Source organism: Streptomyces sp. WZ.A104 (assembly GCF_002382885.1).
Taxonomy (GTDB): Bacteria; Actinomycetota; Actinomycetes; order Streptomycetales; family Streptomycetaceae; genus Streptomyces.
Window position 1 is genome coordinate 72,718 of sequence record NZ_NWVL01000019.1, and the last position, 15,396, is coordinate 88,113.

A 15,396-nucleotide genomic window follows, 5' to 3' on the forward strand; every position below is an offset into this window, starting at 1 on the left:
CCGCCGTGGCGCTCTCGATTTCGGCGGTAGTGCTGCTGGCGATCATCGTCTTCCTGCTGATCCGGAAATCCGGGCTCAAGGGGGGGCACGCGGTGGTCTGCATGCTGCTCGGGTTCTACATCGCGAGCTCGTCCATCGCGCCGACCATCTCCGACCTGACGACCAACGTGGCGGGGATGATCAGCAGCATCAAGTTCTGACCCGGGCAGTGCACGGAGTACGGGCGCGGGGGCACGGGGGGTCTCCGGGCTCGTAGGGTGGTCCCCATGAAGGACCTTCCCGCCCGCCGTCTGCTGCTGGTGCACGCGCACCCGGACGACGAGTCGATCAACAACGGCGCCACCATGGCCAGGTATGCGGCCGAGGGTGCCCACGTCACCCTGGTCACGTGCACGCTCGGCGAGGAGGGCGAGGTCATCCCGCCCGCCCTCGCCCGCCTCGCCGCCGACCGGGACGACGTCCTCGGCCCCCACCGGGTCGGCGAGCTGGCCGCGGCGATGAAGGAGCTCGGCGTCACCGACCACCGCTTCCTCGGCGGCGCGGGCCGCTACCGGGACTCCGGAATGATGGGCGCCGAGCAGAACGGCCGCCCCGGCTCCTTCTGGTCCACCCCCGTGGACGAGGCGGCCGCCCACCTCGTCGAGGTGATCCGCGAGATCCGCCCCCAGGTCCTGGTCACCTACGACCCCGACGGCGGCTACGGCCACCCCGACCACATCCAGGCCCACCGGGTCGCGATGCGCGCCGCCGACCTGGCCGCCGACCCGGCGCACGGCACCGGCGCCCCGCACACCGTCGCGAAGATCTACTGGAACCGGGTGGAGCGCCCCGTGGTCGAGGCCGCCTTCGACCGGCTGCGCACCACGGCGCCGGACGCCTTCCCGGGCATCGCGGCCGTGGACGACGTCCCGGGAGTGGTCGCGGGCGACGAGATCACCGCGGAGATCGACGGATCGGCGTACGCCGGGGCGAAGTCGGCGGCGATGCGCGCCCATGCCACCCAGATCGTGGTGGACGGCCTCTTCTTCGCCCTCTCCAACGACCTGGGTCAGCCCCTGCTGACGACCGAGTGGTACCAGCTGGTGCGGGGAGTCCCGGGGGCGCCCCCGGGCGCCCGCGAGAGCGACCTGTTCGCGGGCCTGCCGGACGCCGCGGGGGGCACGGCATGAGCGGCAACCCGGGTAACGGCGGCGGCAAGGGCGCGAACCCCGGCAAGGGTGGCGGAACGGGCGGCAACCCGGGCAAGGGACGCGATCGGGCAGGCGCCTCCCGTGCCCCGCGGACCAGCGCGGCGCCGAGGGCCCCCGAGCCTTCCGCGTTCACCGCCCGGCCGAACCCGGCCCGGATCGCGGGCTACTTCGGCCTGGCCGTGCTCGGCGTCCTCGTCGCGCTCGCCGGAACGCTCGTCCAAGCCGCCTGGTTCCCGGCCGGGTTGATCATCGCGCTGGCGGGCTCCGGGGGCCTCTTCTACGGCGGCCGTATCCTGACCGGCACCCAGATCGGCGCACTCGCGCCCGCGGTCGGCTGGTTCATCACGGTGTTCCTTCTGCTGAGCGGGCGGCCGGAGGGCGACTACGTCTTCGGCGACGAACTCGGCCTGGTGCTCTTCATGCTCGGCGGCACCGCCGTCGCTGTGATGTGCGCCACCACGTCAAAAGTGCCGCAATCAGCCACCCGCAACGCCCGGTCCGGCATCTGAAGTGCCAAGTCCGGGACCGGGGCAACCCCCACAGGTGTGATGCACGGGTGGAGGTTTCCCCCGGTCGCGGAGTGTCCGACGGCGGCGGCCAGTATGGTGGTGCGCGCGCCGAGCCGTCCCCTGGCCTGCGGCATGGGGGAAGTACGGGCGGCGGAGCCAATCGGGAGAACCTGCTTTGAGTCGTGAAACTGACAGTTCGTCGTCCGGGCCCCAGGGGCGCGGTGGGGCCGCGTACCCATCGGGTACGCCGCCGTACGGATCCCGCCAGTATCCGTCGCTGCACCCGTCGCAGGACGGCTCGGACGACACCCCGGAATCCGTGGATCCGCCCCGGCCCGAGGAACCGAAGACCGAGACGACGCTGACGACGCGCATCCGGATCAACATCCCCGGGTCGCGCCCCATCCCACCGGTCGTGATGCGTACGCCGATGGCCGAGAGCGACATCGCCACGGGCGGCCCCGACGCGGAGCGCACCGGCAGCACACCGCGCCCCGGCACGTCGTCGGCGGCACCCGCACCGGCGGACCGCGCGGGCGGTGCGGACCGTTCGTACGGCCCGTCCACTCCGGGCGGCGGCGCGACGGCCGACCGGTCCCGGGACGGCGGCGCGACGGCCGACCCGGCGCCCGCGGAGAAGCCGGCCCGGGAGAAGGGCGGCAGCGACTGGTTCGCCCCGCGCAAGGCCCCGACCCCGCCGCAGGGCGTGGCCACGCAGGGCCCCGGCACTGGCGGTGACGCCTCTTCCGCCACGGGGGGCGCTTCGGGCGGTCAGGGCGGTTCCGGCCCGGGTGGCCCGGGAGCGGGTGGCCTCGGCTCCGGTCCGGATGCGGGCGGTCCTGGCGGGCCCGGCACGTCCGGTCCCGGCGGCGGCCCGGGCCCCTCGCGCCCCGACCTGCCGTATTTCTCGGACGCCCCGCAGCCCGGCGGCGGCCCGGGTGCCCCCGGCGCACCCCACCGCAGCGCGCTCGACGGGTACGGCGCGGAGCCCCCCGGCGGCGGTCCGCTGTCCACCCCCGACCTCGGTGTGCGGACGCCCGGCCCGTCCGGCCCCACCACGGGCCCGGTCACCGGCACCTCATCGCTGACCCCGAACCTCAGCGGCATCCCGGGCCTCGGCGGCCCAGGCCCGATGGTCCCGGGCCATTCCGGCGGCGTACCGCCCCGGATGTCCGACGACACCGCGATCCTCACGCCGCAGGCCCCGGCGCCCGAGCCCGGCCCCGGCGGCCATGTCTCGGGCGACACGCTGACCAGCGGCATCCCGGTCGTACCCAGCGAGCCCCGCTCGCCGTTCCCGGACCGGCCGGACGGCCTCGGCGGCCCGGCGGCGGGCGGGCCCGGCGGGCCGGGGGGACCCGGTGTCCCCGCACCCGGGCCCGCCGCACCCCGTCCGGCGACGCAGTCCGCCCCCGCCCCCGCTCCCGCCCCCGCGAAGAAGGGCCGCTCGAAGCTGGTCCTTCTCGGTGTGGCCGCGGTCGTGCTGCTCGGGATCGCCTACGGGGCGGGCCTCCTGCTGAACCACTCCGAGGTCCCCAAGGGCACCACGGTGCTCGGAGTCGACATCGGCGGCGGCACCAAGGAGGAGGCGGTCACCAAGCTCGAAGCCGCACTCGGCGAGCGGGCCCGGACGCCGCTCCAGCTGTCGGTGGACGGCAAGGAGGAGAAGCTCGACCCCGCAAAGGCCGGTCTCACCCTGGACAGCCAGGAGACCGTGCGCGGCGCGGCGGGCAGCGACTACAACCCGGTCTCGGTGATCGGTTCGCTGTTCGGCGGGGAGCGCCCCGCCGCCCCGGTGATCCCGGTCGACGAGGAGAAGCTGGGCGTGGCCCTGTCCGACCTGGCGGGCGCCTCCGGGTCCGGCGCCGACGCCACGATCCGCTTCGAGCCGAACAGGGCCGTGGCGGTGCCGGGCAAGCCGGGCAAGACGCTGGACGTCGGCCAGTCGCTGATCTCGGTCCGTGACGCCTTCCGCGCCCAGGTGCAGACCGGGCAGGCCAAGCTGGTCGAACTGCCCGTCACCACCAGCGAACCCACCATCACCCAGGCCGAACTGAACCGGGCGATGAAGGAGTTCGCGGAGCCCGCGATGTCCGGCCTGATCACGATCAAGGCCGGACCCAAGCAGATCCAGTTCGGCCCGGCCAGGAGCCTGCCGCAGATCCTCTCGATGAAGCCCGTCGAGGGGCGGCTGGTCGACGTCTACGACAAGAAGGCGATCGACACCCTCCTGGAGGGCGTCTTCGACGGCATCATGGCGGTCAAGGCCGACGGCAAGGAGCGCCAGGTCGGCGCGGACGACGTGGCCCAGGCCATGAAGACGGCCCTGACCGGGAAGACCCCGGCCGAGCGCACGGTCACCATCGACCTGACGGGCCAGGGCTGACGTCCTACGGGTACGCCGCCGAGGGCACCATCGGCCGCCCCCGCCCGGACCGCTCCGGGCGGGGGCGGCGTGCGCTTGTCCAGATCGGCTGTACACGTCAAGAGGTGTGCGCGAGGAGCCTCATGGGGCGCTGGTGAATCTGACAACTGGTTTCGTGTGCCGGGGAATTGACGGTTCTGGTGAGGCCGGGGCGCCCCCGGCCTCAGAACCTGATGTCCTGCCTGCTCGCGGGTGCGGTTCCGGCCGGTCGCCGGGCGGGCCCGGACAGGCGGGGGCGGGGCGTACGGGGGACGATGGGGCCATGAGTTCCCCTGCCGGACCGGAACGCCCGCCCCGTGAAACCGACCAGATCAAGATCTGGTTCCGCTTCGCGCCTCGCGAGGGCTGGTTGCCGTACGACACGGAGGGGTTGTGGGCGACACGGCTGGGTCCGGACACCGCACGGGTGGACAATGTGCCCTTCCTCCAGGACGGGGTCGCCGAGGGCGAGACCGTACGGTTCCGGACGGACGAGCACGGCGTGCACTGGGCCATGGGCCGGGTGGTGGACTCGGGCAACTGCACCGTACGGGTGCTCCCCGTGCCGGAGGGTCCGCTCGGGCGGGACGCACGCGCTGTGCACGAGCGGCTCGCGGGGTTCGGGCTGCGGGGTGAGGTGTTCAGCGCCGAGTTCCCGCTGGTCGCGCTGACCGTGCCGGGCGGGGCGGACCTGCGGGGGGTCAAGGCGCTGCTCGCCCGGGGCCGGGACGAGGGCTGGTGGCACTTCGAGGTCTCGTGCGTCACGGACGCGTGGCGGGCGGCGTGACACCTCCGGCCGCGTGATCCTTTCGTACGGGTGGCGGGGAAGGGACGTGCCCGTACGGTGATCTTTCCCCCCCCCGCGACGGGTGTGGCGGCGGTCGCGGCGCTCTCGGTGGCGGTGACCCTGGCGCTGGCGCCGGGGCTGCGCACCGCGGCGGGTGAGGACGGGGGCGGACCGCTCGGCGGCGACGGCCGCCGGGCACCTTCGCCCAGGAGCTGGAGCGGGTCCGGGCGACACCGCCGGAGAAGGCCCGCGCCGATCTCGCCGCGACCCTGCGCGGACCGCTGCCCGCCCCACTGGACCGGGACGGCCTGGCCCCCCCGCAGCGCCGACGTCCTGGAGTGGGTGTGGACACACGCGGTGCTGCCGGAGTGGCCCGCCCGGCGCCGGGTTCTGGAGGCCGACGTGATCGCCAGGGCCGCCCAGTTGAGCCGGGGCGGCTGGGCGCGGGCGATCGACGGGATGCGGCCCGGGATGCGCTGGCTGGGGAAGAGCCGGCTCCAGACCAACGCGTACGACAACCCGCCGCGTGAACTGGACGGGGCGCAAATGGTGTTCACGCCCGTCACCGCCGACGTGGGCTGGGTCTGCTGGGACATCCCGCACCGCTACGGCGTCGTCTACCCGTGCGAGGGCGCCCTCGCCGACACCGGGCGTACCCCCGTCCCGCAGGCGCTCGGAGCGCTGATCGGCCCCGCGCGGGCGGGAGTTCTCGTCCTGCTGGCCTCGCCGCTGTCCACGACCCAGCTCACCGCGCTGACCGGGCAGGGGCTGGGGTCCGTCGGGCGCCACCTGCGGGTCCTGCTGGACGCCGGGCTGGTGCGCCGCCGCCGGGCAGGACGGTCCGTGCTCTAGTTCCGTACGTCGGCGGGGGACGGGCTGGTGCGTGCGGGCGGCTGAACGCGCCCCGCGCGCGCCCCCGTCCGCAGCTGGGAAGTCACCGGAAGACGATGCGGTCCGCATGAATCGTGCGCATGTATGAGTCGTGACATCGGTGACTATTGGCGATGCTCATCGTTGTGACAATTTCTCTCTCGTCAGCAACGACCGAGCGAGGGGAATGTCGTGAATCCGGAGTACGCCGCGTACTGCCAGGCGGACCGCCGCTTCTACGACGCCCCCCACCGTTCCCTCGAATCCCTCGGAGAGGGGGACGAGGACCGCTCGTTCTACGCTCCGGTCCGGGGCGCGGCACCCCAGGGGTGGACCCGTTCCCGGCGCGGCGACTGGCTCTCCTTCAGCCCGGACGGGCTCCGGCTGCCGGCCCAGGGCTGGAAGATCCACGTATCGGCCGCCGCCGACAACGCCGCATCCGTGCTGGAGCGGGTCGCCGGACACTGTCTGGCCCACCGGCTGCCCTTCAAGTGCGTACCGTCGCCCGGCCTGTTGAACCTGCGGAACGCCAAGTACGCGGACCGGGCGGGGAGCGGCAAGTTCATCACCGTCTACCCGCACTCCGAGGACACGTTCCCCGAGGTGTGCGCCGCGCTGATGAAGCTGCTGGAGGGTGAGCACGGCCCGTACATCCTCAGCGATCTGCGGTGCGGGAACGGTCCGGTGCACACCCGGTACGGGTCGTTCGCCGCCCGCTTCTGTACGGGCCCCGACGGGCGGCCCGTGCCCGCCGTCGCCGACCCGCAGGGCCGCCTGGTCCCCGACGACCGGGGCCCTGCCTTCCGGGTACCCGCCTGGGTGACGCCGCCCGACTTCCTGCGCCCGCACCTCGAAGCCCGCGCCGCCGTCGGCCTCGGCGATGTGCCGTACACCGTCGAGAAGGCGCTCCACTTCTCCAACGGCGGCGGCGTCTACCTCGGCCGCGACACCCGCACCGGCGAGCAGGTCGTCCTGAAGGAGGCCCGCCCCTACGCCGGGCTCGCCGCCGACGGGGCGGACGCCGTCGCCCGGCTGGAGCGGGAGCGGACCGCGCTGGAGCAACTGGCCGGACTGGACTGCGCACCGGCCGTGCACGACGCGTTCGAGGTCGGTGGCCACCACTTCCTCGTCCTCCAGTACCTGCCGGGCACCACCCTCAACACCGTCTTCGCCCGCCGCTTCCCGCTCGCCCGGCAGAACCCGGGCCCGGAGCTGCTCGCCGAACACGCGGCGTGGGCCGAGGAGGTGTACGGGAAGGTCGAGCGCGCCGTCGAGGCCGTGCACGCCCGAGGCATCGTCATCAGCGACCTGCACATGAGCAACGTCATGGTCGACGAGGAGACCTCCAGGATCTTCCTCCTGGACTTCGAGGCCGCCTCCCCGGCCGGTGACCGGCGCCGCCAGATCGTGGCCAACCCGGCTTTCGTGGCCCCGCCCGACCGGCGTGGCACCGAGATCGACCGGTACGCGCTGGCCTGTCTGCGGCTCGCCCTGTATCTGCCGCTCACCACGCTCTTCGGCGTCGACCGCACGAAGGCCGCCGGTCTCGCCCGCGAGATCGCATGTGTATTCCCGGTGGCGGAGGAGAGCCTGCGGCCGGCGGTGGAGGAGATCCAGCGGGGTACGGAACCGGCTGCCGCGCTGCCCCCGGCCCCCGGTGACTGGCCCGAGAGCCGCGCCGCGATGGCCCGCGCCATCGCGGCCTCCTGTACGCCCGACCGCGAGGACCGGTGTTTCCCGGGCGACATCGCCCAGTTCGCCACGGCGACCGGCGGCCAGTCCTTCGCGTACGGGGCGGCCGGAGTGCTCTACGCCCTGCACGAGACCGGCGCCCCGCGCGTCGAGCCGGCCGAGGAATGGCTGCTGCGGCAGGCCAAGGACCCGGCCTCCGGCTCCCCCCTCGGCTTCTACGACGGTCTCACCGGCATCGCCTGGACCCTGAACCGGATCGGCCGCACCGCCGAGGCGTCCGACCTCATCCGGATCGTCCTGGATCAGCCCCTGGAAGGCCTGACGCCGGGCCTGCACAGCGGGTACGCCGGTATCGGCCTCGCCCTCGACGACCTGGCCCGTACCGCCTCCGCCGCCGAAGGCCCGGCGCTCGCGGCCGCTGCCGGCCGCTGCACCGCCCTCGCCGTACGCGCCCTGGCCGACGGTCCGCCTTCACCCCGGACCGGACTCCTGCACGGTGCGAGCGGGGTCGCCCTGCTGCTGGTCCGCCGGTACGGGACCACCGGGGACACCGCCCTCCTCGACCTGGCGGCCGCCGCGCTGCGGCGCGACCTGGACCGGTGCCGGGCTGGCGACGACGGCGAACTCCTCGTCGTCGAGGGCAAGCGGCTGATGCCCTACCTCGGAGCGGGCAGCGCCGGCATCGCGGCCGTCATCGACGCCTACCTGGCCCACCGCCCCGACCCGGAGCTGGAGGCCGCGGGCCGAGCCTTGGTCCCGGCCGCCCTCTCCGCCTTCTACATCCAGCCCGGACTGCTGCGCGGCTCGGCCGGACTCCTCCTGCACCTGGCGGCCACGCCCCTGTGCGACGAGGAGACCCGGCAGCGGGCGATCCGCCTCCACACCCGCCTCCTGGCCGGTCAGGCGCTCGCGTACGAGGGCGGAATCGCCTTCGCCGGCGAACAGTTGATGAGGATGTCGATGGACCTGGCCACCGGGACCGCCGGCTGCCTGCTCGCCCTGGGCAGTGCGCTGGACACCGCACCGGGCCCGCCCGCCACGCTTCCCTTCCTCGCCGCCGCTCCACAGGCGGCCCACCCCGGCCGCGCGAGCGGCCCCACGGACCGGCTCCTTCAGGGGTCGTAGCAACACCACCGCTCAACACCCAGCCGGAGCAACGGATTCCGGTTGCCGTCCCAGAAAGGAAACACCATCATGGCGCTTCTTGACCTTCAGGCGATGGAGACCCCGGCCGAGGACTCCTTCGGTGAGCTCGCGACGGGCAGCCAGGTCTCGCTCCTGGTCTGCGAGTACAGCTCGCTGAGCGTGACCCTCTGCACCCCGTGACGCCTCGCCGCCCGCTCCGCCGGTGAACGTAGCGGCGGACCGGGCGGCCCGTCCGCCGGTCCCGTGCGGTTCGTCCGCCCGGGACCGGCGGCGTCCTCACGTCCGTACGCGACCGACGCGGGTCCGGAAAGAGAGACCACGCGCCGACCGACCGCCGCGAGCCGGAAGGCAGGAATACGTGCGGCTGATACCCCGCCCCGCGACCGCGTCCGGCCCCCGGCTGCTCGCCCGCCGCCACCCCGCCGCCCTGCTGGCCCTGTTCCTCTGCTCCACCGGCGGCGCGCTCGCCGCCCTCGCCCTGCCCGCCGCCCTCGGCCACACGGTCGACGGGCTCATCGACGGCGGGCCCGTGCCCTGGTCCGGGCTGCTGCTCTGTGCCGCACTGACCCTCGCCGAGACCGGGTTCGACGCGGGCGCGGCCGTGCTCGGCACCAGCACCACGGCCCGGCTCACCGCCCACCTGCGCACCCGCACCACCGCCCGGGTCCTGGCCGCCGAACCGCGCGACGCCCTCGCCGTACCGACCGGCGACCTCACCGCCCGGCTCACCGCCCGCACCGCCGACGCGGCGGCCGCGCCCGTCACCGCCGCCGGAGCCGTCGCGGGCGTCCTGCTGCCCCTCGGCGCGGTCACCGGCCTCTTCCTCATCGACCCCTGGACGGCGGCCGCCTTCCTCCTCGGCGCACCCCTCCTCGTCGCCCTCCTGCACACCTTCACCCGCCGCACCGCCGACGCCGGGGCCGACTACCAGCGTGCTCAGTCCGTCATCGCCCACCGCCTCACCGAGGCCCTCGACGGCGCCGACACCATCCGCGCCGCCCGCACCGGGGCCCGCGAGTACCGCCGCATCCTCGAACCGCTCGGCGCCCTGGCCGACCACGGCCGCCGCACCTGGACCGTGTACGGGCGGGCCGCCGGCCAGAGCGCCCTCCTGCTGCCCCTCCTCATGCTGCTGGTCCTCGCGGTCGGCGGACTCCGCCTGGGCGCGGGCGCGATCGGCGTCGGCGACCTGGTCGCCGCCTCCCGGTACGCGGCTCTCGCCGTCGGCATCGGCGCCCTCACCGGAGCCCTCGGCGCTCTCGCCCGCAGCCGGGCCGCCGCCCGCACCCTGGACCCGCTCCTCACTCTGGACCCGCTGCCGCACGAGGGGCTGGGCCCGCTCCCCGGCGGCCCGGGCCACCTCGAACTCCGGGACGTCGGTGTCGTCCAGGACGGGCAGCCGCTGCTCACCGGCGTACACCTGAGCGTCCCCGGCGGCACGTCGCTGGCCGTCGTCGGCCGCTCGGGCTCGGGCAAGTCGGTGTTCGCGGCGGTCGCCGGACGGCTCCTGGACCCGGACACCGGGACCGTGCTCCTCGACGGCGTCCCGCTCACCGCCATGGACCCCGCCCTCCTGCGCCCCGAGGTCGCCTACGCCTTCGCGCGCCCCGCCCTGCCCGGCACCACGGTCGAGGACACGATCGCCCTCGGGCCGTGGACCGCGGACCCCGAGGCGGTACGGGCCGCCGCCCGGGCCGCCCGCGCCGACGGGTTCGTCGGGCTCCTCCCGTACGGCTACGCCACCCCGCTCTCCGACGCCCCGCTCTCCGGCGGCGAACGCCAACGGCTCGGCCTGGCACGCGCGTTCGCCCACCCCGGCCGGCTGCTGATCCTGGACGACGCTCTCTCCGGCCTCGACACCGTCACCGAGCACCACGTCCGCCGCGCCCTCGACGAGCGGGCCGGGCGCTGCACCCGCGTGATCGTGGCCCACCGGCTCTCCTCGGCCGCCCGCGCGGACCGGGTCCTCTGGCTGGAGGACGGCCGCGTCCGGGCGACGGGCCCGCACGAGGAGCTGTGGGCGGATCCGGGGTACCGGGCGGTCTTCCGTACGGAGCCGGCGGAGGTGCTGGCGAGCCCGCCGCGCTCCGAAGCGATGCAGGCAGCGGAGACCCGGTGAAGGCACCTCGGCCCCCCCGACGACCCCGACCGGCCCAGGGCAACGCTCGCCGCGACGGCGCCCTCACCCGCGTCACGCACGACGCCCGCCCCTTCCTCCGCGCCCGCACCGGAGTCGCCCTGCGACTGGCTGGCTGGTCCCTGCTGGAGTTCGTCCAGACCTTCCTCGGCGGGTACGGCGTCGCCAGGGCCCTCGACCACGGCTTCCTCGCCGGACGCGCGCTCACCGGCCTTCTCTGGCTGGCCGTCGCCGCCGCGGCCGTGCTCCCCGCCCAGCTGGCCACCCGCGGGGTCTTCGGACGCCTGGCGGACCTGGTGGAGCCGCTACGCGACGGACTCGTGCGGCGCGCGGTGTCCCGGGCGCTCTCCGGCGCGCTCGCGCACCCCGCCGGCACCACCGCCCGCTCCCTCTCCCAGGTCACTCATCAGAGTGAGATCGCCCGGGACGGCTGGGCCGGACTCGTCCTGACGCTGCGGTCGTTCGTGTTCACGGTGGCCGGGGCCGTGGCGGGGCTGCTGGCCCTGGAGCCGAGGCTCCTGCTGATCGTGGCGCCCCCGCTGATCCTGGGCGCCGCCCTCTTCCTGGCCACCCTGCTGCCGATGGCCGCCCGCCAGCGCGACTACCTCACCGCCGACGAGGCGTACGCGGCCCACGCGGGCCGGGTCGCCGGCGACCTGCGGGACATCGCCGCCGCCGGGGCCGCCGACCGCACGGTGGCGGAGTCCCGGGACCTGGCCGAGAACCAGGTCCGCGCGGCCCGTTCACTGGCCCGCTGGTCCGGTGTACGGGTGGTGGCGCTCGCGGTCTGCGGCCGCTTCCCACCCCTCCTGCTGCTTGTCGGCGCTCCTTGGCTGCTCCGCGACGGCCTTACGTCCGGCGAACTGGTGGGCGCGCTGACATACCTCACCCAGGCGCTGGCTCCGGCGGTCCAGGCGCTGATGACCATGCTCTCCACGGTCGGCGGCCGCCTGCTGGTGGTCCTGGACCGCTTCACGGACGCGCCGCCGCCCCCGGCCGAGGACGAGGCCGACACCCCTCGACCGCTTCCGGAGGGCCACGCCCCCGTGGCCGAACTCCGCGCCGCCACCTTCGCGTACGGGCCCGCCGCGCACCCCGTGCTGGACCGGCTCTCCCTCTCCGTCGCCCCCGGCGAGCACCTGGCCGTCGTCGGGCCGAGCGGCAGCGGCAAGTCGACGCTCGCCGCGGTCCTCGCCGGCGTGGAGGCGCCGACCGGAGGCGCGGTGCTGTGGCACGGGCGGCCGGTGCGAGGGGCCGACGCCACCTCCGTACGCGTCCTGCTGCCCCAGCACGCCTACGTGTTCACCGGCTCGCTGCGCGACAACCTCCGCTACCTCCGCCCGGGCGCGGATGACCGGTCCATGGCCGCCATGATCGACGCGCTCGGCCTGGACTGCCTGCTCTCCCGGCTCGGATCACTCGACGCGGACCTGGAACCGGACCGGCTCTCCCAGGGGGAGCGCCAGCTGGTAGCCCTCGGCCGGGCGTATCTGGCGGCCCCGCCCATGATCGTGCTCGACGAGGCGACCAGCCGCCTGGACCCGGCCGCCGAGACCCGCGCCGAGCTAGCCTTCGCCGCGCTGCCGGGCGCCCTTGTGGTCGTCGCCCACCGGCTCAGCTCGGCCCGCCGCGCCGACCGGATCCTCGTGATGGACGGCCCCCGCACCCGCTGCGGGACCTCCGCGGAACTGCTGCGGACCTCGGCCCTCTACCGGGACCTGGCAGGGCTCTGGGAACCGGACGAGGAGCCCCGCCGCAACAATGGCGAACCTGACAGTCGGCCCCACGGGAACGGGTTCATATCCACCCCGCCTCCTTCGCCCGTCTGATGGCGTCGATCCGATTGCGCGCCCCGGACTTCCGAATGGCGGCGGCGACGTAGTTGCGCACCGTGCCGGGGGTCAGATGCAGCCGCTGCGCGATACCGGAGACGGTTTCCCCGCCCTCGGCAAGAGCGAGCACACTCAATTCCCTGGGCGATAAGGGCATGTCGGCCACTTGCAACAGGCTGAACGCAAGTGACTCGTCGATATACCGTCCGCCGTCGGCCAGTTTGTGCATGACTTCGGAGAGGTCGTCCACCGGCCGGTACTTGTCGATATAGCCGCGGGCGCCCGCCTCGTAGGCCCGGCGCAGCCCCCGCGGCCGGTCACTGCCGGTGAGGACCGCCAGCGGACAGCCCCTGCCGTGCGGTTCGGCCAGCGATCTCACCTCCTCCAGGACGTCCAGCGCGTTCGGACAGTCGAGGTCGGTGAGCAGCACATCCGGTCCTGGTTCCGGCCCGGTGCCGGCGAGTGCCGAACGTATCGCGCCCCGGTCAGCCGTCGTCACGTCTATTCCCTGCCCCGCACCGAGCAGGGAGGCCAGCGAAGCGCGCCACAGCGGCACGGTGTGGACGAGCAGAACGGTTGTCATCAAGCTGCCCTCGGCATTTCTCTCCTGGCGCGCACTACAGGCGTATCGCAGAATGCGATGGCGTGTGCGCGTCGAGTGACGGGTCTCCAGTGGAGCGCATGAGCATTCGGGTACGCCGACGAATTGGCGGATTCCCGTGCCTGATGGGCGCGGACGGGGGCGTTCGGATGTACAGCGGGAGCGCACGGCGTGGTGGAACGGCTGGAACCGGCTCAGTTCAGCAGGGCCCGGGCCGCCTGGGCCTTGTGCCGGATCGCCTCGGCCGTGGTCGGCTCGATGGCGTCGAGCACCTCCGCGTACTCCTCCATCTCCGCCGCCCCGCGCCGGAACTCCCCGCGCTGGACCAGGAGCTGGGCCCGCTCGTAGCGCAGCCGCGCCGGGTGCGAGGGCAGCAGCAGCGAGAGCTCCACCGCCCAGAGGGCCACATCCGTGCGCTCGGGGCGGGCGGCGGCCCAGGCCCTGATGTTGTTCAGGATCCGCAGCACGATCTCCAGCGGCCGGGCGGGCGTCAGCATGGACGGCTCCAGCGGGGCCCCCGTCGCCGCGGTGACCAGGAGGTCCGCGTCCTGGCCGGTCAGCGGCGCGCCCCCGGTGAACGGATCGACGAGCACCGGCTGTGCCGGGTCCCCGAAGCCGACCACGAAGTGGCCGGGCAGAGCCACCCCGAACACCGGGGCACCGGCCCGCCGGGCGACCTCGATCCAGACCACCGAGAGCAGGATCGGCAGCCCCCGGCGGCGTCGCAGCACCTGCTGGAGGAGCGAGGACTCCAGCCGCTGGTAGTCCGCCGGCGACCCGCCGAACTCGTGCCGTTCGCCCAGCAGTTCGGCCAGTGCCGAGGCCCAGGCGACGGGGGAGCGGGCACCGTGGGGCAACAGCCCGGCCAGCCGGTCCAGTTCGATCTGCGCCGCGTCGATCCCGTACGGGTCCAAGGAGGTCTCCCCCGGGTCGACCGGGCGCGGTTCCTCGGGGCCGACCGGGCCCGCCTCCGCGCCCACCAGCAGACAGAGCAGCGCCAGATCCGGCCGCTCGGACCGGGCCTCATCGGCGAACTGCCGCCGGCGGTCGGCCGTACCGGAATCCTGCGCGCTCATATGCGACCCATGCCCCTGCTCGTCCCTGTTGCTGGCTCCCCCACCCCGGCCAGGGGGTCCGGTCTCCGCTACGCGGGCCGGAAGTGGTGATAGCGGTGGTGCGCCGTGAAGCCCATGCCGTCGTACAGCGCCCGTGCCCCTTCATTGTCCTCCTCCACCTGGAGCCAGGCCGCCGAGGCGCCCTCGTCCAGGGCGCGGCGCGCGAGCGCGGTCATCACCGTGGTGGCCAGCCCCCGCCGCCGTTGCTCCGGGGCGACCTCGACGGCCATGAAGCCCGCCCACCGCCCGTCCACGACGCACCGGCCGATCGCGTCCGGTGCGCCGGCGTCGCCCGGGACCGTGGCGAACCAGACCGAGGGGCCGCTGCCCAGGACCCGCAGCACATGCGGGCCGGGGGTCGAGAAGCGCTGGTAGCGGGCGAGCCAGGCCGCGTCCGGCGCACGCGTCAGCCGCACCGCCGAGACGTCCGCGTCCAGATCGCCGACCGGTGCCAGCGCGGCGATCCGCACCTCGGCCGAGACCTCGCCCCGCCAGCCGTGCCGCTCCAGCTCCGCGCACAGCGCCTCCTGCGTGCCCTCGGCCCCGGTCGCCGTCTGGATGTACGCGGGCAGGCCCCGTTCCTCGTACCAGCTTCCGACCCGCCCGAACGCCTCGCCGAGCGGCAGACCCGGATCGCCGAGCGGCAGCGCGGAGTTGGCGCGCCGGGTGAAGCCCCCGGCGGCGCGCAGCCGCCAGTCGCCCAGGGCCTCGCTCTCCACCGGCTGCCAGGCGCGCGCGGTGACGTCCGCCAGCTCCTCGAAGGAGGCGGCGGGGCCCCGTCGGCGGGCCGGTGCGGCGGGTACCACCTTGCCCGCGACCAGGGACGATTCCGCGATGTGGACGGACTCCCCGCTCTTGCGTGTGATCGACAGCACACTGCCGTTCCACGATGTGAGAACCCCGATCGTGTCGGTGAACTCCAGGCCCGTGCCGGCGCTGTCCGTCCGGCGCCGCACGGACACGCGTTTGCCCACGTCAGCCGGTGTGATGCGGACTTCCAGCCGTCCGCCGATGGTGAATTCCACAGCTCTGTCCGCCCCTCCTGTTCGGATCGTGCCCGAGAACGGAGATACTAGGGGCGGGCATCGACGACGCCGCGCTCCCGCGCGAGAG

The 15,396-nt window shown here is 74.4% G+C and carries 12 protein-coding genes and 1 pseudogene; 10 read left to right on the forward strand and 3 right to left on the reverse strand.

The features are described 5' to 3' along the window. The first annotated feature begins 5 nt into the window (after positions 1-5). From CIB93_RS13040 to CIB93_RS13090, 10 genes and pseudogenes are all read left to right on the forward strand, one after another. The gene (locus CIB93_RS13040) at positions 6-200 is read left to right on the forward strand and encodes a hypothetical protein (RefSeq protein WP_010063247.1); all 195 of its coding nucleotides are present in this window, start codon (positions 6-8) and stop codon (positions 198-200) included. 66 nt (positions 201-266) lie between these two features. After that, positions 267-1,169: an N-acetyl-1-D-myo-inositol-2-amino-2-deoxy-alpha-D-glucopyranoside deacetylase gene (mshB, locus tag CIB93_RS13045; RefSeq protein WP_096626958.1), complete on the forward strand. Its 903-nt coding sequence runs from the start codon at positions 267-269 to the stop codon at positions 1,167-1,169. After that, on the forward strand, positions 1,166-1,699 hold the full coding sequence (locus tag CIB93_RS13050; RefSeq protein WP_257002164.1) for a DUF6113 family protein: 534 nt from the start codon (positions 1,166-1,168) through the stop codon (positions 1,697-1,699). The genes mshB and CIB93_RS13050 overlap by 4 nt, the downstream gene beginning before the upstream one ends. Before the next feature lie 175 nt (positions 1,700-1,874). Then, positions 1,875-4,085 carry a hypothetical protein gene (locus CIB93_RS13060; RefSeq protein WP_179500084.1) on the forward strand — a complete coding sequence of 737 codons (2,211 nt, stop codon included), beginning with the start codon at positions 1,875-1,877 and terminating at the stop codon, positions 4,083-4,085. A gap of 301 nt (positions 4,086-4,386) precedes the next feature. Further along, positions 4,387-4,890, forward strand: coding sequence for a DUF4265 domain-containing protein (locus CIB93_RS13065; RefSeq protein ID WP_096626961.1), 504 nt, complete (start codon positions 4,387-4,389; stop codon positions 4,888-4,890). A 191-nt stretch (positions 4,891-5,081) separates the two neighbouring features. After that, a pseudogene (locus CIB93_RS13070) lies at positions 5,082-5,742 on the forward strand (ArsR/SmtB family transcription factor); the annotation flags it as partial. Positions 5,743-5,952: 210 nt separating this feature from the next. After that, the gene (gene lanKC, locus CIB93_RS13075) at positions 5,953-8,577 is read left to right on the forward strand and encodes a class III lanthionine synthetase LanKC (protein ID WP_096626962.1); all 2,625 of its coding nucleotides are present in this window, start codon (positions 5,953-5,955) and stop codon (positions 8,575-8,577) included. Positions 8,578-8,646: 69 nt separating this feature from the next. Continuing rightward, positions 8,647-8,778: a SapB/AmfS family lanthipeptide gene (locus CIB93_RS13080; protein WP_096626963.1), complete on the forward strand. Its 132-nt coding sequence runs from the start codon at positions 8,647-8,649 to the stop codon at positions 8,776-8,778. Positions 8,779-8,956: 178 nt separating this feature from the next. Continuing rightward, complete coding sequence (locus CIB93_RS13085) at positions 8,957-10,717, forward strand: ABC transporter ATP-binding protein (RefSeq protein ID WP_096626964.1); 1,761 nt, start codon at positions 8,957-8,959, stop codon at positions 10,715-10,717. Continuing rightward, a complete protein-coding gene (locus CIB93_RS13090) occupies positions 10,714-12,564 on the forward strand; it encodes an ABC transporter ATP-binding protein (RefSeq protein ID WP_096626965.1) in 1,851 nt (616 codons plus the stop codon). Before CIB93_RS13085 ends, CIB93_RS13090 begins: the two co-directional genes overlap by 4 nt. On the opposite strand, the gene CIB93_RS13095 is transcribed toward CIB93_RS13090, so the two are convergent. From CIB93_RS13095 to CIB93_RS13105, 3 genes are all read right to left on the reverse strand, one after another. Beyond that, a complete protein-coding gene (locus CIB93_RS13095; protein ID WP_096626966.1) occupies positions 12,533-13,150 on the reverse strand; it encodes a response regulator transcription factor in 618 nt (205 codons plus the stop codon). The two genes, CIB93_RS13090 and CIB93_RS13095, sit on opposite strands and share 32 nt — an antisense overlap. A gap of 212 nt (positions 13,151-13,362) precedes the next feature. Beyond that, positions 13,363-14,244, reverse strand: coding sequence for a transglutaminase-like domain-containing protein (locus CIB93_RS13100; protein ID WP_096626967.1), 882 nt, complete (start codon positions 14,242-14,244; stop codon positions 13,363-13,365). A gap of 68 nt (positions 14,245-14,312) precedes the next feature. Next, a complete protein-coding gene (locus CIB93_RS13105) occupies positions 14,313-15,308 on the reverse strand; it encodes a GNAT family N-acetyltransferase (protein ID WP_096626968.1) in 996 nt (331 codons plus the stop codon). Positions 15,309-15,396: the final 88 nt, after the last annotated feature.

What these genes read in the sequence shown, in the direction of transcription:
- CIB93_RS13080 (WP_096626963.1), top strand. Translation starts at nt 8,647, where the DNA reads ATGGCGCTTCTTGACCTTCAGGCGATGGAGACCCCGGCCGAGGACTCC.
- CIB93_RS13050 (WP_257002164.1), top strand. Translation starts at nt 1,166, where the DNA reads ATGAGCGGCAACCCGGGTAACGGCGGCGGCAAGGGCGCGAACCCCGGC.
- mshB (WP_096626958.1), top strand. Translation starts at nt 267, where the DNA reads ATGAAGGACCTTCCCGCCCGCCGTCTGCTGCTGGTGCACGCGCACCCG.
- CIB93_RS13095 (WP_096626966.1), bottom strand. Translation starts at nt 13,150, where the DNA reads ATGACAACCGTTCTGCTCGTCCACACCGTGCCGCTGTGGCGCGCTTCG.
- CIB93_RS13100 (WP_096626967.1), bottom strand. Translation starts at nt 14,244, where the DNA reads ATGAGCGCGCAGGATTCCGGTACGGCCGACCGCCGGCGGCAGTTCGCC.
- CIB93_RS13065 (WP_096626961.1), top strand. Translation starts at nt 4,387, where the DNA reads ATGAGTTCCCCTGCCGGACCGGAACGCCCGCCCCGTGAAACCGACCAG.